The organism is Klebsiella sp. K4 (genome assembly GCF_014596785.2).
Taxonomy (GTDB): Bacteria; Pseudomonadota; Gammaproteobacteria; order Enterobacterales; family Enterobacteriaceae; genus Klebsiella; species Klebsiella pneumoniae.
The window spans coordinates 4,772,483-4,788,312 of sequence record NZ_CP115021.1; the positions used below are offsets into that span (position 1 = coordinate 4,772,483).

General features: G+C 58.7%; 12 protein-coding genes and 1 pseudogene. 4 read left to right on the plus strand and 9 right to left on the minus strand.

The features are described 5' to 3' along the window. Positions 1-5: 5 nt before the first annotated feature. Together IB144_RS23545 and mpl are read right to left on the minus strand one after the other, a co-directional pair. Positions 6-533 carry a GNAT family N-acetyltransferase gene (locus IB144_RS23545; protein WP_004177666.1) on the minus strand — a complete coding sequence of 176 codons (528 nt, stop codon included), beginning with the start codon at positions 531-533 and terminating at the stop codon, positions 6-8. Positions 534-601: 68 nt separating this feature from the next. Beyond that, positions 602-1,975: a UDP-N-acetylmuramate:L-alanyl-gamma-D-glutamyl-meso-diaminopimelate ligase gene (mpl, locus tag IB144_RS23550; RefSeq protein ID WP_046654742.1), complete on the minus strand. Its 1,374-nt coding sequence runs from the start codon at positions 1,973-1,975 to the stop codon at positions 602-604. 175 nt (positions 1,976-2,150) lie between these two features. On the opposite strand from mpl, the gene fbp reads away from it, so the two are divergent. After that, positions 2,151-3,149 carry a class 1 fructose-bisphosphatase gene (fbp, locus tag IB144_RS23555; protein ID WP_002886827.1) on the plus strand — a complete coding sequence of 333 codons (999 nt, stop codon included), beginning with the start codon at positions 2,151-2,153 and terminating at the stop codon, positions 3,147-3,149. Positions 3,150-3,191: 42 nt separating this feature from the next. Here fbp and yjfF read toward each other — a convergent pair whose 3' ends face one another. The 4 genes from yjfF to ytfQ all read right to left on the minus strand — a co-directional run bounded on the left by yjfF (position 3,192) and on the right by ytfQ (position 7,795). Further along, positions 3,192-4,190 carry a galactofuranose ABC transporter, permease protein YjfF gene (gene yjfF, locus IB144_RS23560; protein WP_002886825.1) on the minus strand — a complete coding sequence of 333 codons (999 nt, stop codon included), beginning with the start codon at positions 4,188-4,190 and terminating at the stop codon, positions 3,192-3,194. Then, on the minus strand, positions 4,177-5,202 hold the full coding sequence (gene ytfT / locus IB144_RS23565) for a galactofuranose ABC transporter, ATP-binding protein YtfT (protein WP_004152011.1): 1,026 nt from the start codon (positions 5,200-5,202) through the stop codon (positions 4,177-4,179). Before ytfT ends, yjfF begins: the two co-directional genes overlap by 14 nt. A 10-nt stretch (positions 5,203-5,212) precedes the next feature. Continuing rightward, positions 5,213-6,715 (minus strand): galactofuranose ABC transporter, ATP-binding protein YtfR, encoded by a 1,503-nt coding sequence (gene ytfR, locus IB144_RS23570; protein WP_002886772.1) that lies wholly within the window; start codon positions 6,713-6,715, stop codon positions 5,213-5,215. 123 nt (positions 6,716-6,838) lie between these two features. Then, positions 6,839-7,795, minus strand: coding sequence for a galactofuranose ABC transporter, galactofuranose-binding protein YtfQ (gene ytfQ / locus IB144_RS23575; protein WP_002886769.1), 957 nt, complete (start codon positions 7,793-7,795; stop codon positions 6,839-6,841). Positions 7,796-8,198: 403 nt separating this feature from the next. Between ytfQ and ppa the strand changes: the two genes are divergently transcribed. Both ppa and IB144_RS23585 read left to right on the plus strand, forming a co-directional pair. After that, complete coding sequence (ppa, locus tag IB144_RS23580) at positions 8,199-8,729, plus strand: inorganic diphosphatase (protein ID WP_002886766.1); 531 nt, start codon at positions 8,199-8,201, stop codon at positions 8,727-8,729. A gap of 74 nt (positions 8,730-8,803) precedes the next feature. Then, a pseudogene (locus IB144_RS23585) lies at positions 8,804-8,974 on the plus strand (hypothetical protein); the annotation flags it as partial. A gap of 134 nt (positions 8,975-9,108) precedes the next feature. Here the strand turns inward: IB144_RS23585 and IB144_RS23590 are convergent. From IB144_RS23590 to tamA, 3 genes are read right to left on the minus strand one after another with little or no spacing between them, the layout of a single operon-like run. After that, positions 9,109-9,453: a gamma-glutamylcyclotransferase gene (locus IB144_RS23590; RefSeq protein WP_002886724.1), complete on the minus strand. Its 345-nt coding sequence runs from the start codon at positions 9,451-9,453 to the stop codon at positions 9,109-9,111. A gap of 2 nt (positions 9,454-9,455) precedes the next feature. Then, positions 9,456-13,232 (minus strand): autotransporter assembly complex protein TamB, encoded by a 3,777-nt coding sequence (tamB, locus tag IB144_RS23595; protein WP_102016905.1) that lies wholly within the window; start codon positions 13,230-13,232, stop codon positions 9,456-9,458. Beyond that, positions 13,229-14,962 carry an autotransporter assembly complex protein TamA gene (tamA, locus tag IB144_RS23600; RefSeq protein ID WP_065888777.1) on the minus strand — a complete coding sequence of 578 codons (1,734 nt, stop codon included), beginning with the start codon at positions 14,960-14,962 and terminating at the stop codon, positions 13,229-13,231. Before tamA ends, tamB begins: the two co-directional genes overlap by 4 nt. A gap of 208 nt (positions 14,963-15,170) precedes the next feature. Here tamA and msrA point away from each other — a divergent pair, with 208 nt between their 5' ends. Continuing rightward, positions 15,171-15,806 carry a peptide-methionine (S)-S-oxide reductase MsrA gene (gene msrA, locus IB144_RS23605; RefSeq protein ID WP_065888778.1) on the plus strand — a complete coding sequence of 212 codons (636 nt, stop codon included), beginning with the start codon at positions 15,171-15,173 and terminating at the stop codon, positions 15,804-15,806. Positions 15,807-15,830: the final 24 nt, after the last annotated feature.

Here is a 15,830-nt window from a genome sequence, read left to right on the forward strand (position 1 = left end):
CCGGGCTACTCCCGCCCCATCACCTCGTGCCCGAGATCCCGGGCAAACTGCTGATACTGCCGCTCACCGATCGGCTGTGGATAGCTGAGCACCAGCAGCTCATGATCCGCAATGCCCTGATGATAGGTCGGATGACGATGCGCCCAGGGATTAGCATGGAACCCCATCGACTGATAAAAGCGCAGCCGTTTATGGGCGATGGCCGTGGTTAGCGGATCGATTTCCAGAATGGTCAGCGGGGCGCGCGTCAGGATCTGCGCCAGCAGCTGTTTACCATAGCCGCGGGAGCGCAGCGTGTCGTCGATCGCCAGATGTTCGATATAACCGTAGCCGGCAAACTGCCAGCAGCCGCTGAGGCCGACAAAGACGCCTTCATCGAACCATGCTTCCAGCGCGTAGCGCGGGTGGCTCAGCGCCTGACGTTTGGCCTCGCTTTCGCGCTGCTCGTGCCACGGAAAGGCGCGCGCGTAAAGCGCGTCCAGCATGGCGAAATGGGGCGAGTCGGTAGAACGTACGCTTTCGCAGGTCAGCATCACACAATTCCTGGTAGCTAAAACAAAACTGCCCTCACGCGGAGGGCAGTGACCGGAGGCGTACGCGCTTATTCAGCCGCGGCCGCTTTTTGCGCCAGCTTATCCAGCAGCTTCTGATGAATGCCGCCAAAGCCGCCGTTGCTCATCACCAGGATATGGTCGCCCGGGTGGGCGGTTTTGACCACCATCTCCGCCAGGGTATCGACGTCGGCGCTCCAGTGGGCCGGCTGGACGCAGGCTTCCGCCACTTCCGCCACCTGCCACGGAATATGCTGCGGCTGCAGGAGGAACACTTCATCGGCGCGGCCGAGAGACGGCGCCAGATCGTCCTTGCAGACGCCCATTTTCATGGTGTTAGAGCGCGGCTCCAGCACGGCGAGAATGCGCGCGGTACCGCCTACTTTACCGCGCAGCGCCTGTAGCGTGGCGAGGATTGCCGTCGGATGATGGGCGAAATCGTCATACACGGTGACGCCGTAGGCTTCGCCGCGCAGCTCCAGGCGACGGCGGGCGTTGATAAAGCTGCCCAGCGCGTTCGCGGCATCCGCCGGCAGCACGCCGACGTGACGCGCCGCGGCAATCGCCATCAGGCCGTTATGCATATTATGCTCGCCGACCAGCGCCCACTTCACTTCGCCGACCTTTTCGCCGTCGAGTAAGACTTCCCACTGCGAGGCGTCGGCGTTCAGTTTTTTCGCCTGCCAGTGGCCCTGCTCGCCCACCAGCTCCTGCTCGCTCCAGCAGCCCATCGCCATCACCTGCTTCAGGTTGATGTCGTTCTCCGGCAGGATAATTTTGCCTTTGCCCGGCACGATGCGCACCAGATGGTGGAATTGTTTCTGAATCGCCTTCAGGTCATCAAAGATGTCCGCGTGGTCGAACTCAAGGTTGTTGAGGATCAGCGTCCGCGGGCAGTAGTGAACAAACTTGGAGCGCTTGTCGAAGAAGGCGCAGTCATATTCGTCGGCTTCAATGACGAAGAACGGGCTGTCGCCCAGGCGCGCGGAGACGTCGAAATTGCCCGGAACGCCGCCAATCACGAACCCCGGTTTATAGCCGCAGGCTTCAAGGATCCAGGTCGCCATGCCGGCAGTGGTGGTTTTGCCGTGGGTCCCGGCGACGGCCAGCACCCAGCGATCGCGCAGCACGAAGTCGTGCAGCCACTGCGGGCCGGACATATAGGGAATATTATTTTCCAGCACCGCTTCAACGCACGGGTTGCCGCGAGTCATGGCGTTACCGATGATCACCAGGTCCGGCCGGGGCTCCAGCTGGCTGGGGTCATAGCCCTGAATTAAATCAATCCCCTGGTTTTCCAGCAGGGTGCTCATCGGCGGATAGACGTTAGCATCCGACCCCGTTACCTCATGACCGAGGGAGCGCGCCAGCATGGCCAGCCCCCCCATAAACGTGCCACAGATTCCTAAAATATGAATGCGCATTCGTCATTTCCTTTTCTTATCCGGGGCACATTTTACCCATATCCCGGGCCCTGGCGAAATGCATTTCAGGCGAATCTGTATTTTGCTGGCGCGATTCACCTGTGCGCACTTTTTTGATTCTTTGTTAAGATTGTTGCGTTCGTTTTACTCAACATAAAAATGCAGGGAACGAGTTATGAAAACGTTAGGTGAGTTTATTGTTGAAAAGCAGCACGAGTTCTCCCACGCCACCGGTGAGCTGACTGCTTTGTTGTCAGCAATAAAGTTGGGCGCCAAGATCATCCACCGCGATATCAACAAGGCCGGTCTGGTCGATATCCTGGGTGCCAGCGGTGCTGAAAACGTTCAGGGCGAGGTTCAGCAAAAACTCGATCTGTTCGCTAATGAAAAATTAAAAGCCGCACTGCGAGCACGCGATATTGTTGCCGGGATCGCCTCTGAAGAAGAAGATGAGATTGTCGTCTTCGAAGGGTGTGAACACGCCAAATACGTGGTGCTAATGGACCCTCTGGATGGCTCCTCTAACATCGACGTTAACGTCTCTGTCGGTACGATCTTCTCTATCTACCGCCGCGTGACGCCTGTCGGCACGCCGGTGACAGAAGAAGACTTCCTGCAGCCGGGCAACAAGCAGGTGGCCGCGGGCTATGTGGTCTACGGATCGTCGACGATGCTGGTGTATACCACCGGCTGCGGCGTTCACGCCTTCACCTACGACCCGTCCCTTGGCGTCTTCTGTCTATGCCAGGAGCGCATGCGCTTCCCGGAGAAGGGCAATACCTACTCCATCAACGAAGGCAACTACATCAAATTCCCGCAGGGCGTGAAGAAGTACATTAAGTACTGTCAGGAAGAGGACAAAGCGACTCAGCGTCCTTATACCTCACGCTATATCGGCTCGCTGGTGGCGGACTTCCACCGCAACCTGCTGAAAGGCGGCATCTATCTCTATCCGAGCACCGCCAGCCACCCGGAAGGCAAGCTGCGCCTGCTGTATGAATGCAACCCGATGGCCTTCCTCGCCGAACAGGCGGGCGGTAAGGCCAGCGACGGTAAAGAGCGTATTCTGGATATTATCCCGGAAAGCCTGCATCAGCGTCGCTCCTTCTTCGTCGGCAACAACCACATGGTAGAAGACGTCGAGAACTTTATTAAAGCGTTCCCGGACGCCTAAGCGCCCTGCCCGCTCCTCCCGCGCCTGCGGGAGGAGCATTTCTTAGCGACTCCCCGCCCCGCTCACCCGCGTCACCGCCGCATTTTGCCGATTTTCCCACAGCACGGTCAGCCCACGCTGCAGCGCGATAAAGATAAACAGCAAAATGCCGATGGCGATTTTCGTCCACCATGAGCTGAGGGTGCCGTCGAAGTTGATATAGGTCTGAATCAGCCCCTGGATCGCCACCCCGAACAGCGTTCCCAGCACGGTACCGACGCCACCGCTGAGCAGCGTACCGCCGATCACCACCGAGGCAATCGCATCCAGCTCGACGCCGACGCCCGCCAGCGCATAGCCCGCCTGGGTATAAATGGAAAAGACGATCCCAGCCAGCGTCGCCAGTCCGGTGGAGAGCATATAGATACGGATCGTGGCGCTGCGAGTCGAAATCCCCATCAGATTCGCCGACGTGGCGTTGCCGCCGATGGCATACACCTGGTTGCCAAAGCGGGTGCGATGGGCGACAAAAATACCGGCCACCACCACCAGCAGCATCAGCAGTCCCATGGCGCTGAGACGACCGCCGCCGGGAATGGTCCATGCCAGCCCGGACAGGGTGTCGTACACTGGGTGGTTAATCGGAATCGACTCCTCTGACACCAGATAGCTCACGCCGCGCAGGAAGAACATGCCGGCGAGGGTGATGATAAAGGCCGGGATCTTCAGGGCGTCAATCAGCAGCCCCATAAACGCGCCGAAGGCGCAGCCCATCACCAGCACCAGCGGAAAGGCCACCAGCGGCGAGATTCCCCAAAAGCCAATCGCTTTGGCGAGGAAGACGCCGGTAAAGGCGATCACCGACCCCACCGACAGATCGATCCCGCCGGAGAGGATCACGAAGGTCATGCCCACGGCGATGATCCCGAGGAAGGCGTTATCCGTCAGGATATTGCAGATCACCCGCGTTGAGGCAAAACCGGGGAACTGAGTCAGGCAGTAGAGGTAGCCCAGCACAAACACCGCAAGGGTGATCATCAATGGTAAATTACGTTTTATCATGGCCGCGTACCCCTTTCAGTAAACCGATAAAGCGCGGCGACTGGACAATCAGTACGCACAGCACCACCACCGCTTTCACCACCTGGTTGAGCTCCGGCGGGAAGCCGGAGAGCAAAATCCCGGTGTTCATTCCCTGGATAATCAGCGCCCCCACCACCGAGAGCAGCAGGTTAAAGCGCCCGCCCATCAGCGAGGCGCCGCCGATGACCACCGCCAGAATGGCGTCCAGCTCAAGCCATAGCCCGGCGTTATTGGCATCCGCGCCGCGAATGTCCGCCGCCACGATGATCCCGGCGATCGCCGCGCAGACGCCGCTCAGGACATAGGCCAGCATCACCACGATGCGGGTATTGACGCCGGCGTTTTTCGCCGCGCGGATGTTGATCCCTACCGCCTCAATAAACATGCCCAGCGCCGTTTTACGGGTAAACAGCCAGAACAGCAGCAGCGTAGCGGCGGCGACGATCACCGGCGTCGGAAACAGCAGAAACGATCCGCTGCCGAGCCACGCCAGGGCCGGGGAATCAAAGGTGACGATCTGCCCGGCGGTGATCAACTGCGCCACCCCGCGCCCGGCCACCATCAGGATCAGCGTCGCCACAAAGGGCTGGATCTTAAGGACCGCCACGAGGATGCCGTTCCACAATCCGGCCAGCGCGCCCGCGGCCAGCGCGGCCAGCAGCACCACCGGCAGGCTGTGCCCGGCGACGGTCATCGAAGCGGCCGTCGCGCCGGCAATCGCCATCACCGCCCCTACCGACAGGTCGATGCCGCCGGTGGCGATCACCAGCGTCATGCCAATCGCCAGCAGCGCCACCGGCGCGGCGCGGTTGAGAATATCGATCGGGCTGCCAAACAGGCGGCCATCCTGGAGCACCACCTGATAAAAATGGGGCGCCACCAGGCTGTCTACCAGCAGAACCAGCAGCAGGGCAATAATCTGCGGGGTGCCCTTCGGCCAGGTGAAGCGTCGCTTCTCCGGGCCGGTTTGCGAAAGAGATCGAGGCATCATGGGTTACTCCTTATGCCGCAATAGCGTTCATGATCGCCGGAACAGAGAGCTCGGCGAGCGGGATCTCCGCCACCTGTCGGCGATCGCGCAGGATAATGACCCGATCGGCGTAACCCACCAGCTCCTCCAGTTCAGAAGAGATAACCAGCAGCGCCAGGCCATCGGCGCAGAGGGTTTCAATCAGGCGAATAATTTCCGCATGGGCGCCGACGTCGATGCCGCGGGTCGGCTCATCGAGGATCAGGAACTGCGGTTTGGTCAGCAGCCAGCGGGAGAGCAGCACCTTCTGCTGGTTGCCGCCGGAGAGAAACTCGATCGGCTGCTCGGCGCTCGGGGTACGGATCCCCAGCTGGCGAATAAAGCGCTCGGCGATCTCGTTCTGTTCACGCCGGGGGATCGGCCGCAGCCAGCCGCGCTGCGCCTGCAGGGCCAGAACGATATTTTCCCGCACCGAAGCGGCGGCGATAATGCCGTCGGTTTTGCGATCTTCAGGACAGAAGCCGATCCCGAGGCAGGAAGCCTGATGCGGGGAGCGCAGGGTCTGCGGTTTGCCTTTGATCCACGCCTTCCCGCTGTCCGCCGTTTTAATGCCGAAGATCACCTCGGCGGTTTCCGTGCGTCCGGAACCCAGCAGGCCGGCGAGGCCTACAATTTCTCCCGGGCGGACCTGCAGGTCGAACGGGGCGATGGTTCCTTTTTTACCGTAGCCTTCAAACGCCGCTACCGGTTTATCGCTCAGCAGGGTACGGCCCGCCCGCTGCAGGGCATTATGGTCCAGTTCGCGACCCAGCATCATTTTCACCAGCTCAATCTGCGGCAGCTCGCGGGTCTCGCGGCAGCCGACGAAGCTGCCGTTACGCAGCACGGTGATGCGGTCGCTGACCGCATAGACCTGGTCGAGAAAATGGGTGACGAAGATCAGGCTGACGCCGTTATCCCTGAGCTGGCGCATCAGGGTGAACAGCATCTCCACCTCCTGGGTATCGAGGCTGGCGGTGGGCTCGTCGAGGATCAGCACCTTGGCCGACAGGTCGATGGCCCGACAGATAGCGACGATCTGCTGCATCGCCACCGAAAAGCGGTTCAGCGGCTCGCGCACGTCGAGGGAAAAGCCGTAGGAGGCCATCAGCGCCGTCGCCCTGGCCTCCATCTCTTTACGTCGCAGCAGACCAAACCGCCGCGGTTCACGGCCGATGAACAGGTTATCCGCCACCGACATATTAGGCAGCAGGTTCACTTCCTGGTAGACGGTGCCGATCCCCAGCTGCTGGGCATGGGCGGTATTTTTGGGCGAAATAGCCTGGCCTTCCAGCCAGATAGTGCCGCGATCGGCATGGTAAACGCCGGTCAGCGCTTTGATCAGCGTCGATTTTCCGGCGCCGTTTTCGCCCAACAGGGCCATGATTTCGCCGCGCCGCAGGCTAAAGTTGACGTTATCCAGCGCCTTAACGCCGGGGAAGAATTTACTAAGTCCTTCGGTGCGAAGGATCTCCTGGTGTGCCTCGGCGCTCATAATCGATGTCACCTTCAAATGATGTCAGGTTACCCCGGGTCGCGCTGGGCTTCCCGGGGTTTCTGGAACGCTGCTTTTTACCCTCTCCCACCGGGGAGAGGGATGGAATGAGGGGCTCCCCACTCAGTAGCCCATATTTTTCTTCTTCTCTAACTCTTCTTTCGCCGTATCCGGCAGGTACAGCGTCGATTTGGTAATGGTCAGCTTCTCCGGCAGGGTGCCGTCTTTTTTGTATTTCTCCAGCGCATCGAACGCCGGGCCGGCCATATTTGGCGTCAGCTCGACGCTGGCGTTGGCTTCTCCGGCGATCATCGCTTTATAGATATCCGGCACGCCGTCGATGGAGCCGGTCAGAATATCTTTGCCCGGCTTCAGGCCAGCTTCTTTAATGGCCTGGATAGCGCCGATGGCCATATCGTCGTTATGAGCGAACACCATGCAGATGTTTTTGCCGTTATTCTCAGCTTTGATAAAGCTCTCCATGACCTCTTTCCCTTTACTGCGGGTGAAGTCGCCGGACTGGGAGCGGATAATTTTGATATTCGACGCTTTGGCAATCGCGTCGGCGAAGCCTTTCTTACGATCGATGGCCACGCTGGCCCCAACGGTGCCCTGCAGTTCAACGACGTTACACGGCTTACCGTCGACGGTTTTCACCAGCCAGTCGCCAATCAGCTGGCCTTCCAGCACGTTGTTGGCGGTCACGGTGGTCATGTAGAGATCTTTATCTTTAACATCAATGGAACGGTCGAGGAGGAAAACCGGGATCTTGGCCTCTTTCGCCTCTTTCAGCACCGGTTCCCAGCCGGTGGCCACCACCGGCGCAATGAAGATCGCGTCGACCCCTTGAGCAATAAAGGAACGCACTGCTTTGATCTGGTTTTCCTGTTTTTGCTGACCATCAGCGATCTTCAGGGTGATACCGCGCTTGGCGGCCTCCTCTTTCGCGACGCTGGTTTCCGCCGCACGCCAGCCGGATTCAGAACCGACCTGCGAAAAACCTACGGTTAGCGGGGCAGCTATCGCCATAGACGACATAGCTGCGGAAACTGCTGTGACAAGAAGTAAGCGCTTCCACATAAGGGTATCCTCGTAGGGTTATTGTTGGTTAAAGTCTCACCTGCGGACAAACTATAGACAATCGGTGATGTAACTGAATGCGTTACATCACACTTCAAAAAAGTAAATGAGATGTTAATGTCGGCCCTACTGCCCAGCGGAGAGCCGATAAGGCTTCACAGGGAGCGCGGCTGTTGCGGTTTATGACGTTTTTTTAAGCAGTATGATAAATCAATCACATGCAATGAAAACGGTTACATAAATTTATTCATGATGTGGCTATGTTTATGGATTTTCATGTCATTATTACGCGAAAAATTCGGAGCACTCTGCGGCGATATCGGGAAAAAGAAGCGAAGACTTTCGATGTGAGTTGGCTATAATACCGAGCACTTGTTTGCCATACATTTTAAAGGAAACAGACATGAGCTTACTCAACGTACCTGCGGGCAAAGATCTGCCGGAAGACATCTACGTCGTGATCGAAATCCCGGCGAACGCAGATCCTATCAAATACGAAGTCGACAAAGAGAGCGGTGCACTGTTCGTTGACCGTTTCATGTCCACGGCAATGTTCTATCCGTGCAACTACGGCTACATCAACCACACCCTGTCCCTGGACGGCGACCCGGTTGACGTGCTGGTCCCGACTCCGTACCCGCTGCAGCCGGGCTCCGTGATCCGCTGCCGTCCGGTTGGCGTTCTGAAGATGACCGACGAATCTGGTGAAGATGCGAAACTGGTTGCCGTACCGCACACCAAGCTGAGCAAAGAATACGATCACATCAACGATGTGAACGACCTGCCGGAACTGCTGAAAGCCCAGATCACTCATTTCTTTGAGCACTACAAAGATCTGGAAAAAGGCAAGTGGGTTAAAGTCGACGGTTGGGACAACGCGGAAGCGGCGAAAGCCGAAATCGTTGCCTCTTTCGAGCGCGCTAAGCAGAAGTAATTCTGTCTCAGGCAGGGTCATCCCCTGCCTGATTGCGGCACGGATAGCCGCGATAACACCATGGAGGGTGTCCCGTGAAAAGCGTTCGCTATTTCACCCTTAACTTTTCTGGCTTCACGACCGCCGCCTGTGAAAAACAGGGGTATCTGCGCCTTATCGCCGGCGACCATGTCTTTTATACCGAAAAACGCTATTTTAACGACCCCTCGCTTTTTGACCACCTGACGATCAATCAGCCTTTGCATCCTGGCGCCCGTAGCTATTGCTCGCGCTGACGATGCTGGCTTCCGTGAAGTGGATGGTGAAGGATTATCTTCCGCTCTGGTAAGAAGGTGGGCGCAGGAAAAAACAACGCCACCCGAAGGTGGCGCTGTCGTGGTTAATACTGGTCGCGATCCAACCAGTTGCCGTTCGCTATCAACGTACAACCCTCAACGGAACGTTGATAGACATACATCCATGCGCTGCCGTAAGGCGTCTGAATCAGGTGGCGCGCATACTCGCCCCCCTTGGTGCGCAGCGCATCCAGTTCGGCCAGCGTCGATGCATCAATACGATAAACTTCACCATGTACTGTGCCTTCGCCGGGCACCGCGCCTGGATAGTGGCCCAGGCTGTACAGCTGATAATCGTCGACACTATGAGCGCCCAGCCACTGGGCGTTGGTCATCCAGTGGCTGTTGCCTTGTTTGCGTCGTAAACTGCCGTAAACAAATATTCGCATTGCTAAAACTCAAACTGATAGAGCAAATCGAGCGCCTGGTCGATGCCAGACACCGCTTCCACATATAGCTTAGGCATCAGGCGATAACGTAAAGTCAGCGTCGCCAGGGAATCGAAGATACCGACCCCGTATTTTACCTGCAGACCCGGCAGTACATAGCCGCTGACCACCACCTGGGAAGAATCGCCTACCCCTTCGGTGTCCAACGCCAAGTTGCTTACGCCAAACGTCTCGCCGATTTTACCCACAACCTGACCACTTTGTGCAACCCCCATACCAATAAGCATTGAGGTCATCGCGGCGCTATCGCTCTGACCACTACTCAAACCCTGGCCGCGCAGCAGATAAGACAGCGCTTCCTGCTGGGACATAACCGGATCAGAGAAGATCTCCGCTTTCGGCTGATCGGCGGAGCCGGTGACGCGAACGCCGGCGATCACATCGTCTTCGGTGGCATCCGGGTTACGAATCGCTTCGATATTCAGCAACGGCTGATCCGGCGGACCGGAGAACAGCAGCTCCCCTTTGCGGACAATCAAGTCCTGACCATAGGCGTGGAAACGGCCGTCAGGAATATTAATCTGCCCGTTGAGGCCCAGCCCCTGCTTGTCCTGCGCCACTTTCAAATCACCGGTCAGACGCGCTTTCAGGCCGAAGGCTTCCAGACGAACGTTGTTGCCGACGTGAATGGTCAGGTTGCTGTTGATCGGGATGCTGGCGCTCTGCTGCTTAATCGGCTTGAGGTTTTTATCCAGCATCACTTCATCAGAGGAGACGCCGACCGCGCTCTCCGGCACCTCGTTGACCACGATCCGCGCCCAGGGCACATCCACTTTGCCGTCGAGATTGAACAGGCTTGGCGTGGCGGTAAACACCACATCCGGCGATACATCGAGACGCACCATCGGCGGCACCGTGATCCGCACCCGGCTGCCTTTCGCCGCAATTTGCGCCCGCCAGTTATCGATCTGCGTCCAGTCGGCGTTACCGCTGAGGGCGATTTGCCCCTGGCGGGTGTTCACCGTCCCCTGCAGGGTCGAGCGCGTGCCGTTGAAGTTCATCGCCAGCTGGCTCGGCTGCATATCAAACGGCATAAAGTTGCCGTCGATATCCACCCCGCTCAGCTGCATCTGGCCGAACAGCTGCGGACTTTTCACATTGCCGCCCAGACGCAGACGGGCGTTGAGCCTTCCCTCTGCCTTTTCACCACGAGCGAAAATCGGGTTGATCATCGCCAGCGAGAAGTTGCTGATATTGACGTTGCCGCCGAGGTTACGCCGCCCCTGCGGGTCGGTAACCTGCACTTGCCCATCCAGTTGACCATTGTTGGTCAGGCGGATAAGCCAGCCCAGCTCGGCGCGATTGTTGTGCAGGTCGGCGCTGAGGTTCAGCGTATCGAACGCCACCGGCAACGGCGCGTCGTTGACGACCTGGGTCACCTTGACGTTGCGCCCGCTGAGGGTCACTTTGCCCTGCGGCAGTCCCTCTTTGGTGGTGTCCCAGCTCACATCGGCATTACCAGTAAACACGCCGCTGGCCTGGGTCGCCTCCGGCATAAACGGCTTGAGCATCGCCAGATCGAAGCGGTTGAGATTCAACCGCGCCCGTCCGCTGGCGCCCGCGTCAATGGTTTCAGGCACGCAGAGCTCGGCGTTCGGGTTGGTCCAGCAGTGTGGCCCGATGCTGATTTTCTGCTCCAGATTGCGATAGTCCAGCGCAATGCTGCGCGTCAGCGCTACCGGCCCCACCGGCGTCTGGAAGCGGGTATCGCTCAGCGAGCCCTTCCAGCGTTCGGCCTGACGATCGAAGCTGCCTGCCAGCGCCAGCTGGCCGGAAACCGGATCGCCCTGCACGCGTAGCCGCAGCTCATGCTGTTTCTCTGTACCTTTGGCATTGAGCTGCACCAGGCTGATATTGACCCCCGGCTGGCTGATGCGATCCACCCGCACGTCCAGGTTACCGCCAATCTGATCGGTGGATTTCACATCCCCTTTGACGTTGACCTGGGCGATGGTCAGCTCCTGCCAGCGCAGCGCCCGGGCGGTGATGTCGGCCAGCAGCTGCGGCGCATCGACAGTGCCGCGCACTTTTACCAAGCCCTTCGCCGTCCCGCCGAGCCCCGGCAGCGCATTATCCAGGTGCGGCGCATCGATGGTGGCGTCGAGATTAAGATCCTTCACCCCCAGCTCGCCTTTGATATCAGCGCTGTTCGGGCCTAACGCCAGATGCAGTCCCGGGATTTTCCACTGCAGATAGCTGTTACCCTGCAGCGAGCCCGCCACATCCACTTTGTTCTGCTTCACGTTGCCGGTAATTTTCAGCTCCGGCACCGACATCTGCCAGCTGCCGCCGTACAGGCTGCCCTGGGTCTTGATCCGGCCGTTAAGCTTTGACGGCCAGTCCGGCACCTCTTTGGCGGTGTTGATGCCGTCGAGGGTCAGCTCGCCGCGCCAGCTGATCGCCTGCTGCCAGTCGAGCAGCGCCTTCAGCTCGGTTTTCCCTTCCAGGGCATTGACCGTCAGCTTGTCGAGATTGATCTGCCGTTCATTGCCTTTGGCGTTGAGGGCGATTTTCGCCGGCGGCAGCGATTGACCTTTCACCGCGGTGGAGAAGGCCAGCGCATAGTCGGTCATTTTGCCGCTGAACTTCAGCTGGACATCGTCGGCCTGAAACTGCTTCTCGCCGCTGAACGGCCAGGCGAGCTGCTTACTCTTCAGCTCCATATTGAGCGGCAGCCCTACCTCCGCCAGCTGCGCATCCGCGCGCAGCGTGGCCGCGACCGGCCCGCTTAAGTCCACTCCGACTTTGAGCGTTTTACGCACTTCGCCGCCCACCTTCAGCTGCACCTTCTCCCCTTTCATTGGGTCGACGTTCAGGGTTCCGGCGAGGGTAATGTCCACCGGCCAGTTATCCTGCAGCTGCGCGCTGCCCGAGGCGCTAACCTTGCCCTGATCGGAGTCGATATCAAGGGCGTCGAGCTTCATCTGGCCGTCGATACTGCTGACTTTCAGCAGCAGGTTATACACGGTGATATCGGTATCGCCGGTCAGGCGCAGCTGCTCGCCGCGGAACGCCTGAATATTGAGGTTCAGCGGCAGATGGACATCGGTCATCGCCGGCAGCACCGGCTGCGAGAAGAGGTCGGTCATCGTCTCGCCAAGCGGTTTTTCCTGCGGCTGCGGGTTGTCAATTTTCGGCTCAACCACCTGCTCCTGCGCCACTTTCGCCACCTTAGGCAGGGCGATCAGCAGCCCCTGCAGCGAGGTCGGCGTCAGGGTCAGATTTTTCTCCTGCCAGTTCAGGCCGGTGGAAAAGTCGCGTACGGAGACCGCGGTATCATCGATTTTGACGTTGACGTTATGCAGCGCGACGCGGCTGAGGGTGATCGGATAAGGAGTGGAGAGATTCAGCGGCCCGCTGTCCTCTTCCTCGACCGGCGCTGAGGGCGGCATCTTCTTGGTATCGACGGCGACGTAAATATCGCGCAGCGCGATGTCGTTTACGCACAGGCTGCTGTCCCAAAGGCAGCGCAACCTGACGCTGAGGTGAAACTGACCGGCGGTGACCGCCACCCCGGGCTGCTCGTAACGGACATTATCGAGGGTTAAATCACGCCAGCCACCGGTGACTTTGCCGATTTCCAGCCCCGGTACCCAGCGATCCGCCGCCTTGAACACCAGATGCAAGCCGGTGGTGGTCCCCACCAGGAACCCGACGGTTCCCAGCAGGAGCACCAACACGATTAAGACGCCGAGGCTTATCTTCTTCCATAAACTCATAATTCAGGCCCCAGACCGATGTAAAACTGTAAACCATGCTCTTCTTTGTCGCCGATCGGCCGGGCGATATCCAGCTTGATCGGCCCCACCGGCGACTGCCAGCGCACGCCTACCCCGGCGCCGGTTTTGAAATCGCTCTCGCGAATATCGCTGACCGCTTCGCCGCTATCGACAAACACGGCGCCCCACCATTTACCACTGACGTTGTACTGATACTCCAGCGAGCCGGTCGCCAGCTTCGAGGCCCCGATCAGCTTGCCGTCATCGTCCTTCGGCGAGATAGATTTGTATTTATAGCCGCGAATACTGCGATCGCCCCCGGCGAAAAAACGCAGATCTGGCGGCACCTTGTCAAAGTTGTCCGCTTCGATCCAGCCAAGGTTGCCGCGCACCACAAAGCGGTGGCGGTCATAGAGGGTACGGATCCAGACGTCCTGGGCCTGCATAACGATGAAGTTGATGTCCGAGCCCCACATGGTGTTGGAGTAATCCACCGAGTAGCGCTGGGAATCGCCCCAGGTAGGCATCAGGCCGCCGCGGGAGCGAGTGCGGTTCACCGAGACCCCAGGATAAATCAGCATGGTGGTGTTGGTGACGTTCGCCTGGGTAAAGTGATCCAGGCTCCAGCGCAGGTTAATCGCTCGCTGCCAGCCGCTCGACATCTCCCAGAAACGCGAGACACCCAGGGTGGTAGAGTCGGCCTGGGTATCATTGAGGTCGGTACGCTTAAAACCGCCCTGCATCAGATAATACTGTTCAAGGGGGCTCTTCAGCAGTGGGACTTTATAGGTAAAGTCGAACTGCTGCTCCGGGGCGGAGAGGCTGACGCTGGAGGTCAGGCTGTGACCATACGAGTTGACCCATGGTTTTTTCCACGTGGCTTTCACCCGCGGACCGACGTCTGTGGAATAGCCGACCCCGGTTTCCACGGTGTTCTCTTTGCGAGGCGAGACAACGCCCTGCAGAGGCAGCACCTTGGTTTTCCGCGACTTAGCAAAATCAGGCGCCACCACCACCGAACTGAACCAGCCGGTCGCCGCCAGGCGGCGGTTTAGCTCGGCCAGGTCCTGTGAGGTGTAGTAGTCGCCCTCTTTAAACGGCACGAGGTTTTGCAGGTATTCATCGCGGATTTGCGAGCCAGAGAAAGTGACGTGGCCAAAGCGATAGCGTTCGCCGCTGTCGTAATCGATATCCCAAAACGCCTGATGACGGTCGAGGGAGACCCCGAGCTGGCTCTTAAGAAACTCGCTGTCAAAGTAGCCTTTGCGCAGGGCGACGCGGGTCAGCGAGCTCTTGAAGCCGTCGTAATCCCCGTGATTGAGCACCGTCCCGATGGCCGGGCGCGTTTTCAGCAGCGCCAGGTAGTCGCTATCGGTGCGGGCGCCGCCGCGCAGAATCACCTCGGTTCCGCCAATGCGCACCGGTTCTCCCGGGGTCACTTTGGCGAGCAGCACCTGACGTCCCCTTTTCGGCGGCGGACGCAAATCAAATTCAATCGTCGGCTCGTAATAACCCAGCGCTTTCAGACCTTCGCGAATGGCGTCATCGACGCGCGCGCGAAAGCGACGATCCGGCGTGACTTCATCGCTCTGGATGGTGGAAAGCTGGGCGCGAACGTTTTTCTCCAGCTCCCCGGATAATCCCTCAACCTGCAAACGCACATTCGCTGCGCTGGCGACCCCGCTGACCAGCAAAAGGCTGGTGACACATAACTGGCGGATTTTTAGCACATTTTCTCCTGAATATCCCTGTTTCCTCTACAGGAAACACTGGCGCCGCTCCACGGCTTAACAAAACCCTAACAACATAGGGTTGAAAAAGTGGCAATAACCCAAATAATTCTTATGTATTAATCTAGACGTATTACGCGTATTTATTGTGTTAAAAGACACGCTTCGTTACAACCTTAACGACGATTTCTGTATTGAGAGGCCAACCGTGAGTCTATTTGATAAAACGCATCTTGTCGCCCAGGCGGATGCGCTGCCTGGACGCAATACCCCCATGCCAGTGGCGACGCTCCACGCAGTTAACGGCCACTCGATGACCAACGTCCCGGCGGGGATGGAAGTGGCGCTGTTCGCCATGGGCTGCTTCTGGGGAGTTGAGCGCCTGTTCTGGCAATTGCCGGGGATTTACAGCACCGCCGCAGGTTACACTGGCGGCTATACGCCCAATCCGACCTATCGCGAAGTATGCAGCGGCCAGACCGGTCACGCGGAAGCGGTACGCGTGGTTTATGATCCGCAGGTGATTAGCTATGAGCAGTTATTGCAGGTGTTCTGGGAAAATCACGACCCGGCGCAGGGTATGCGGCAGGGTAACGACCACGGCACCCAGTACCGCTCGGCGATTTACCCGCTGACCCCGGAACAGACGGAGGCGGCAAAGGCCAGCCTCGCGCGCTTCCAGGCGGCGATGAACGACGCGCACGATACCCGTCACATCACCACCGAGATCGCCACCGCCAAACCGTTCTACTATGCCGAGGACGATCACCAGCAGTATCTGTATAAAAACCCGCACGGCTATTGCGGCATCGGCGGCATTGGCGTCTGCCTGCCGCCTCAGTAAGCGCGCATCGTCTGGCCGCGAGCG

Excerpts from the sequence above, each read along its gene's own strand:
- IB144_RS23545 (WP_004177666.1), bottom strand. The coding sequence starts at position 533 with ATGCTGACCTGCGAAAGCGTACGTTCTACCGACTCGCCCCATTTCGCC.
- fbp (WP_002886827.1), top strand. The coding sequence starts at position 2,151 with ATGAAAACGTTAGGTGAGTTTATTGTTGAAAAGCAGCACGAGTTCTCC.
- tamB (WP_102016905.1), bottom strand. The coding sequence starts at position 13,232 with ATGAGTTTATGGAAGAAGATAAGCCTCGGCGTCTTAATCGTGTTGGTG.
- ppa (WP_002886766.1), top strand. The coding sequence starts at position 8,199 with ATGAGCTTACTCAACGTACCTGCGGGCAAAGATCTGCCGGAAGACATC.
- ytfR (WP_002886772.1), bottom strand. The coding sequence starts at position 6,715 with ATGAGCGCCGAGGCACACCAGGAGATCCTTCGCACCGAAGGACTTAGT.
- ytfQ (WP_002886769.1), bottom strand. The coding sequence starts at position 7,795 with ATGTGGAAGCGCTTACTTCTTGTCACAGCAGTTTCCGCAGCTATGTCG.
- yjfF (WP_002886825.1), bottom strand. The coding sequence starts at position 4,190 with ATGATAAAACGTAATTTACCATTGATGATCACCCTTGCGGTGTTTGTG.
- IB144_RS23590 (WP_002886724.1), bottom strand. The coding sequence starts at position 9,453 with ATGCGAATATTTGTTTACGGCAGTTTACGACGCAAACAAGGCAACAGC.
- mpl (WP_046654742.1), bottom strand. The coding sequence starts at position 1,975 with ATGCGCATTCATATTTTAGGAATCTGTGGCACGTTTATGGGGGGGCTG.
- ytfT (WP_004152011.1), bottom strand. The coding sequence starts at position 5,202 with ATGATGCCTCGATCTCTTTCGCAAACCGGCCCGGAGAAGCGACGCTTC.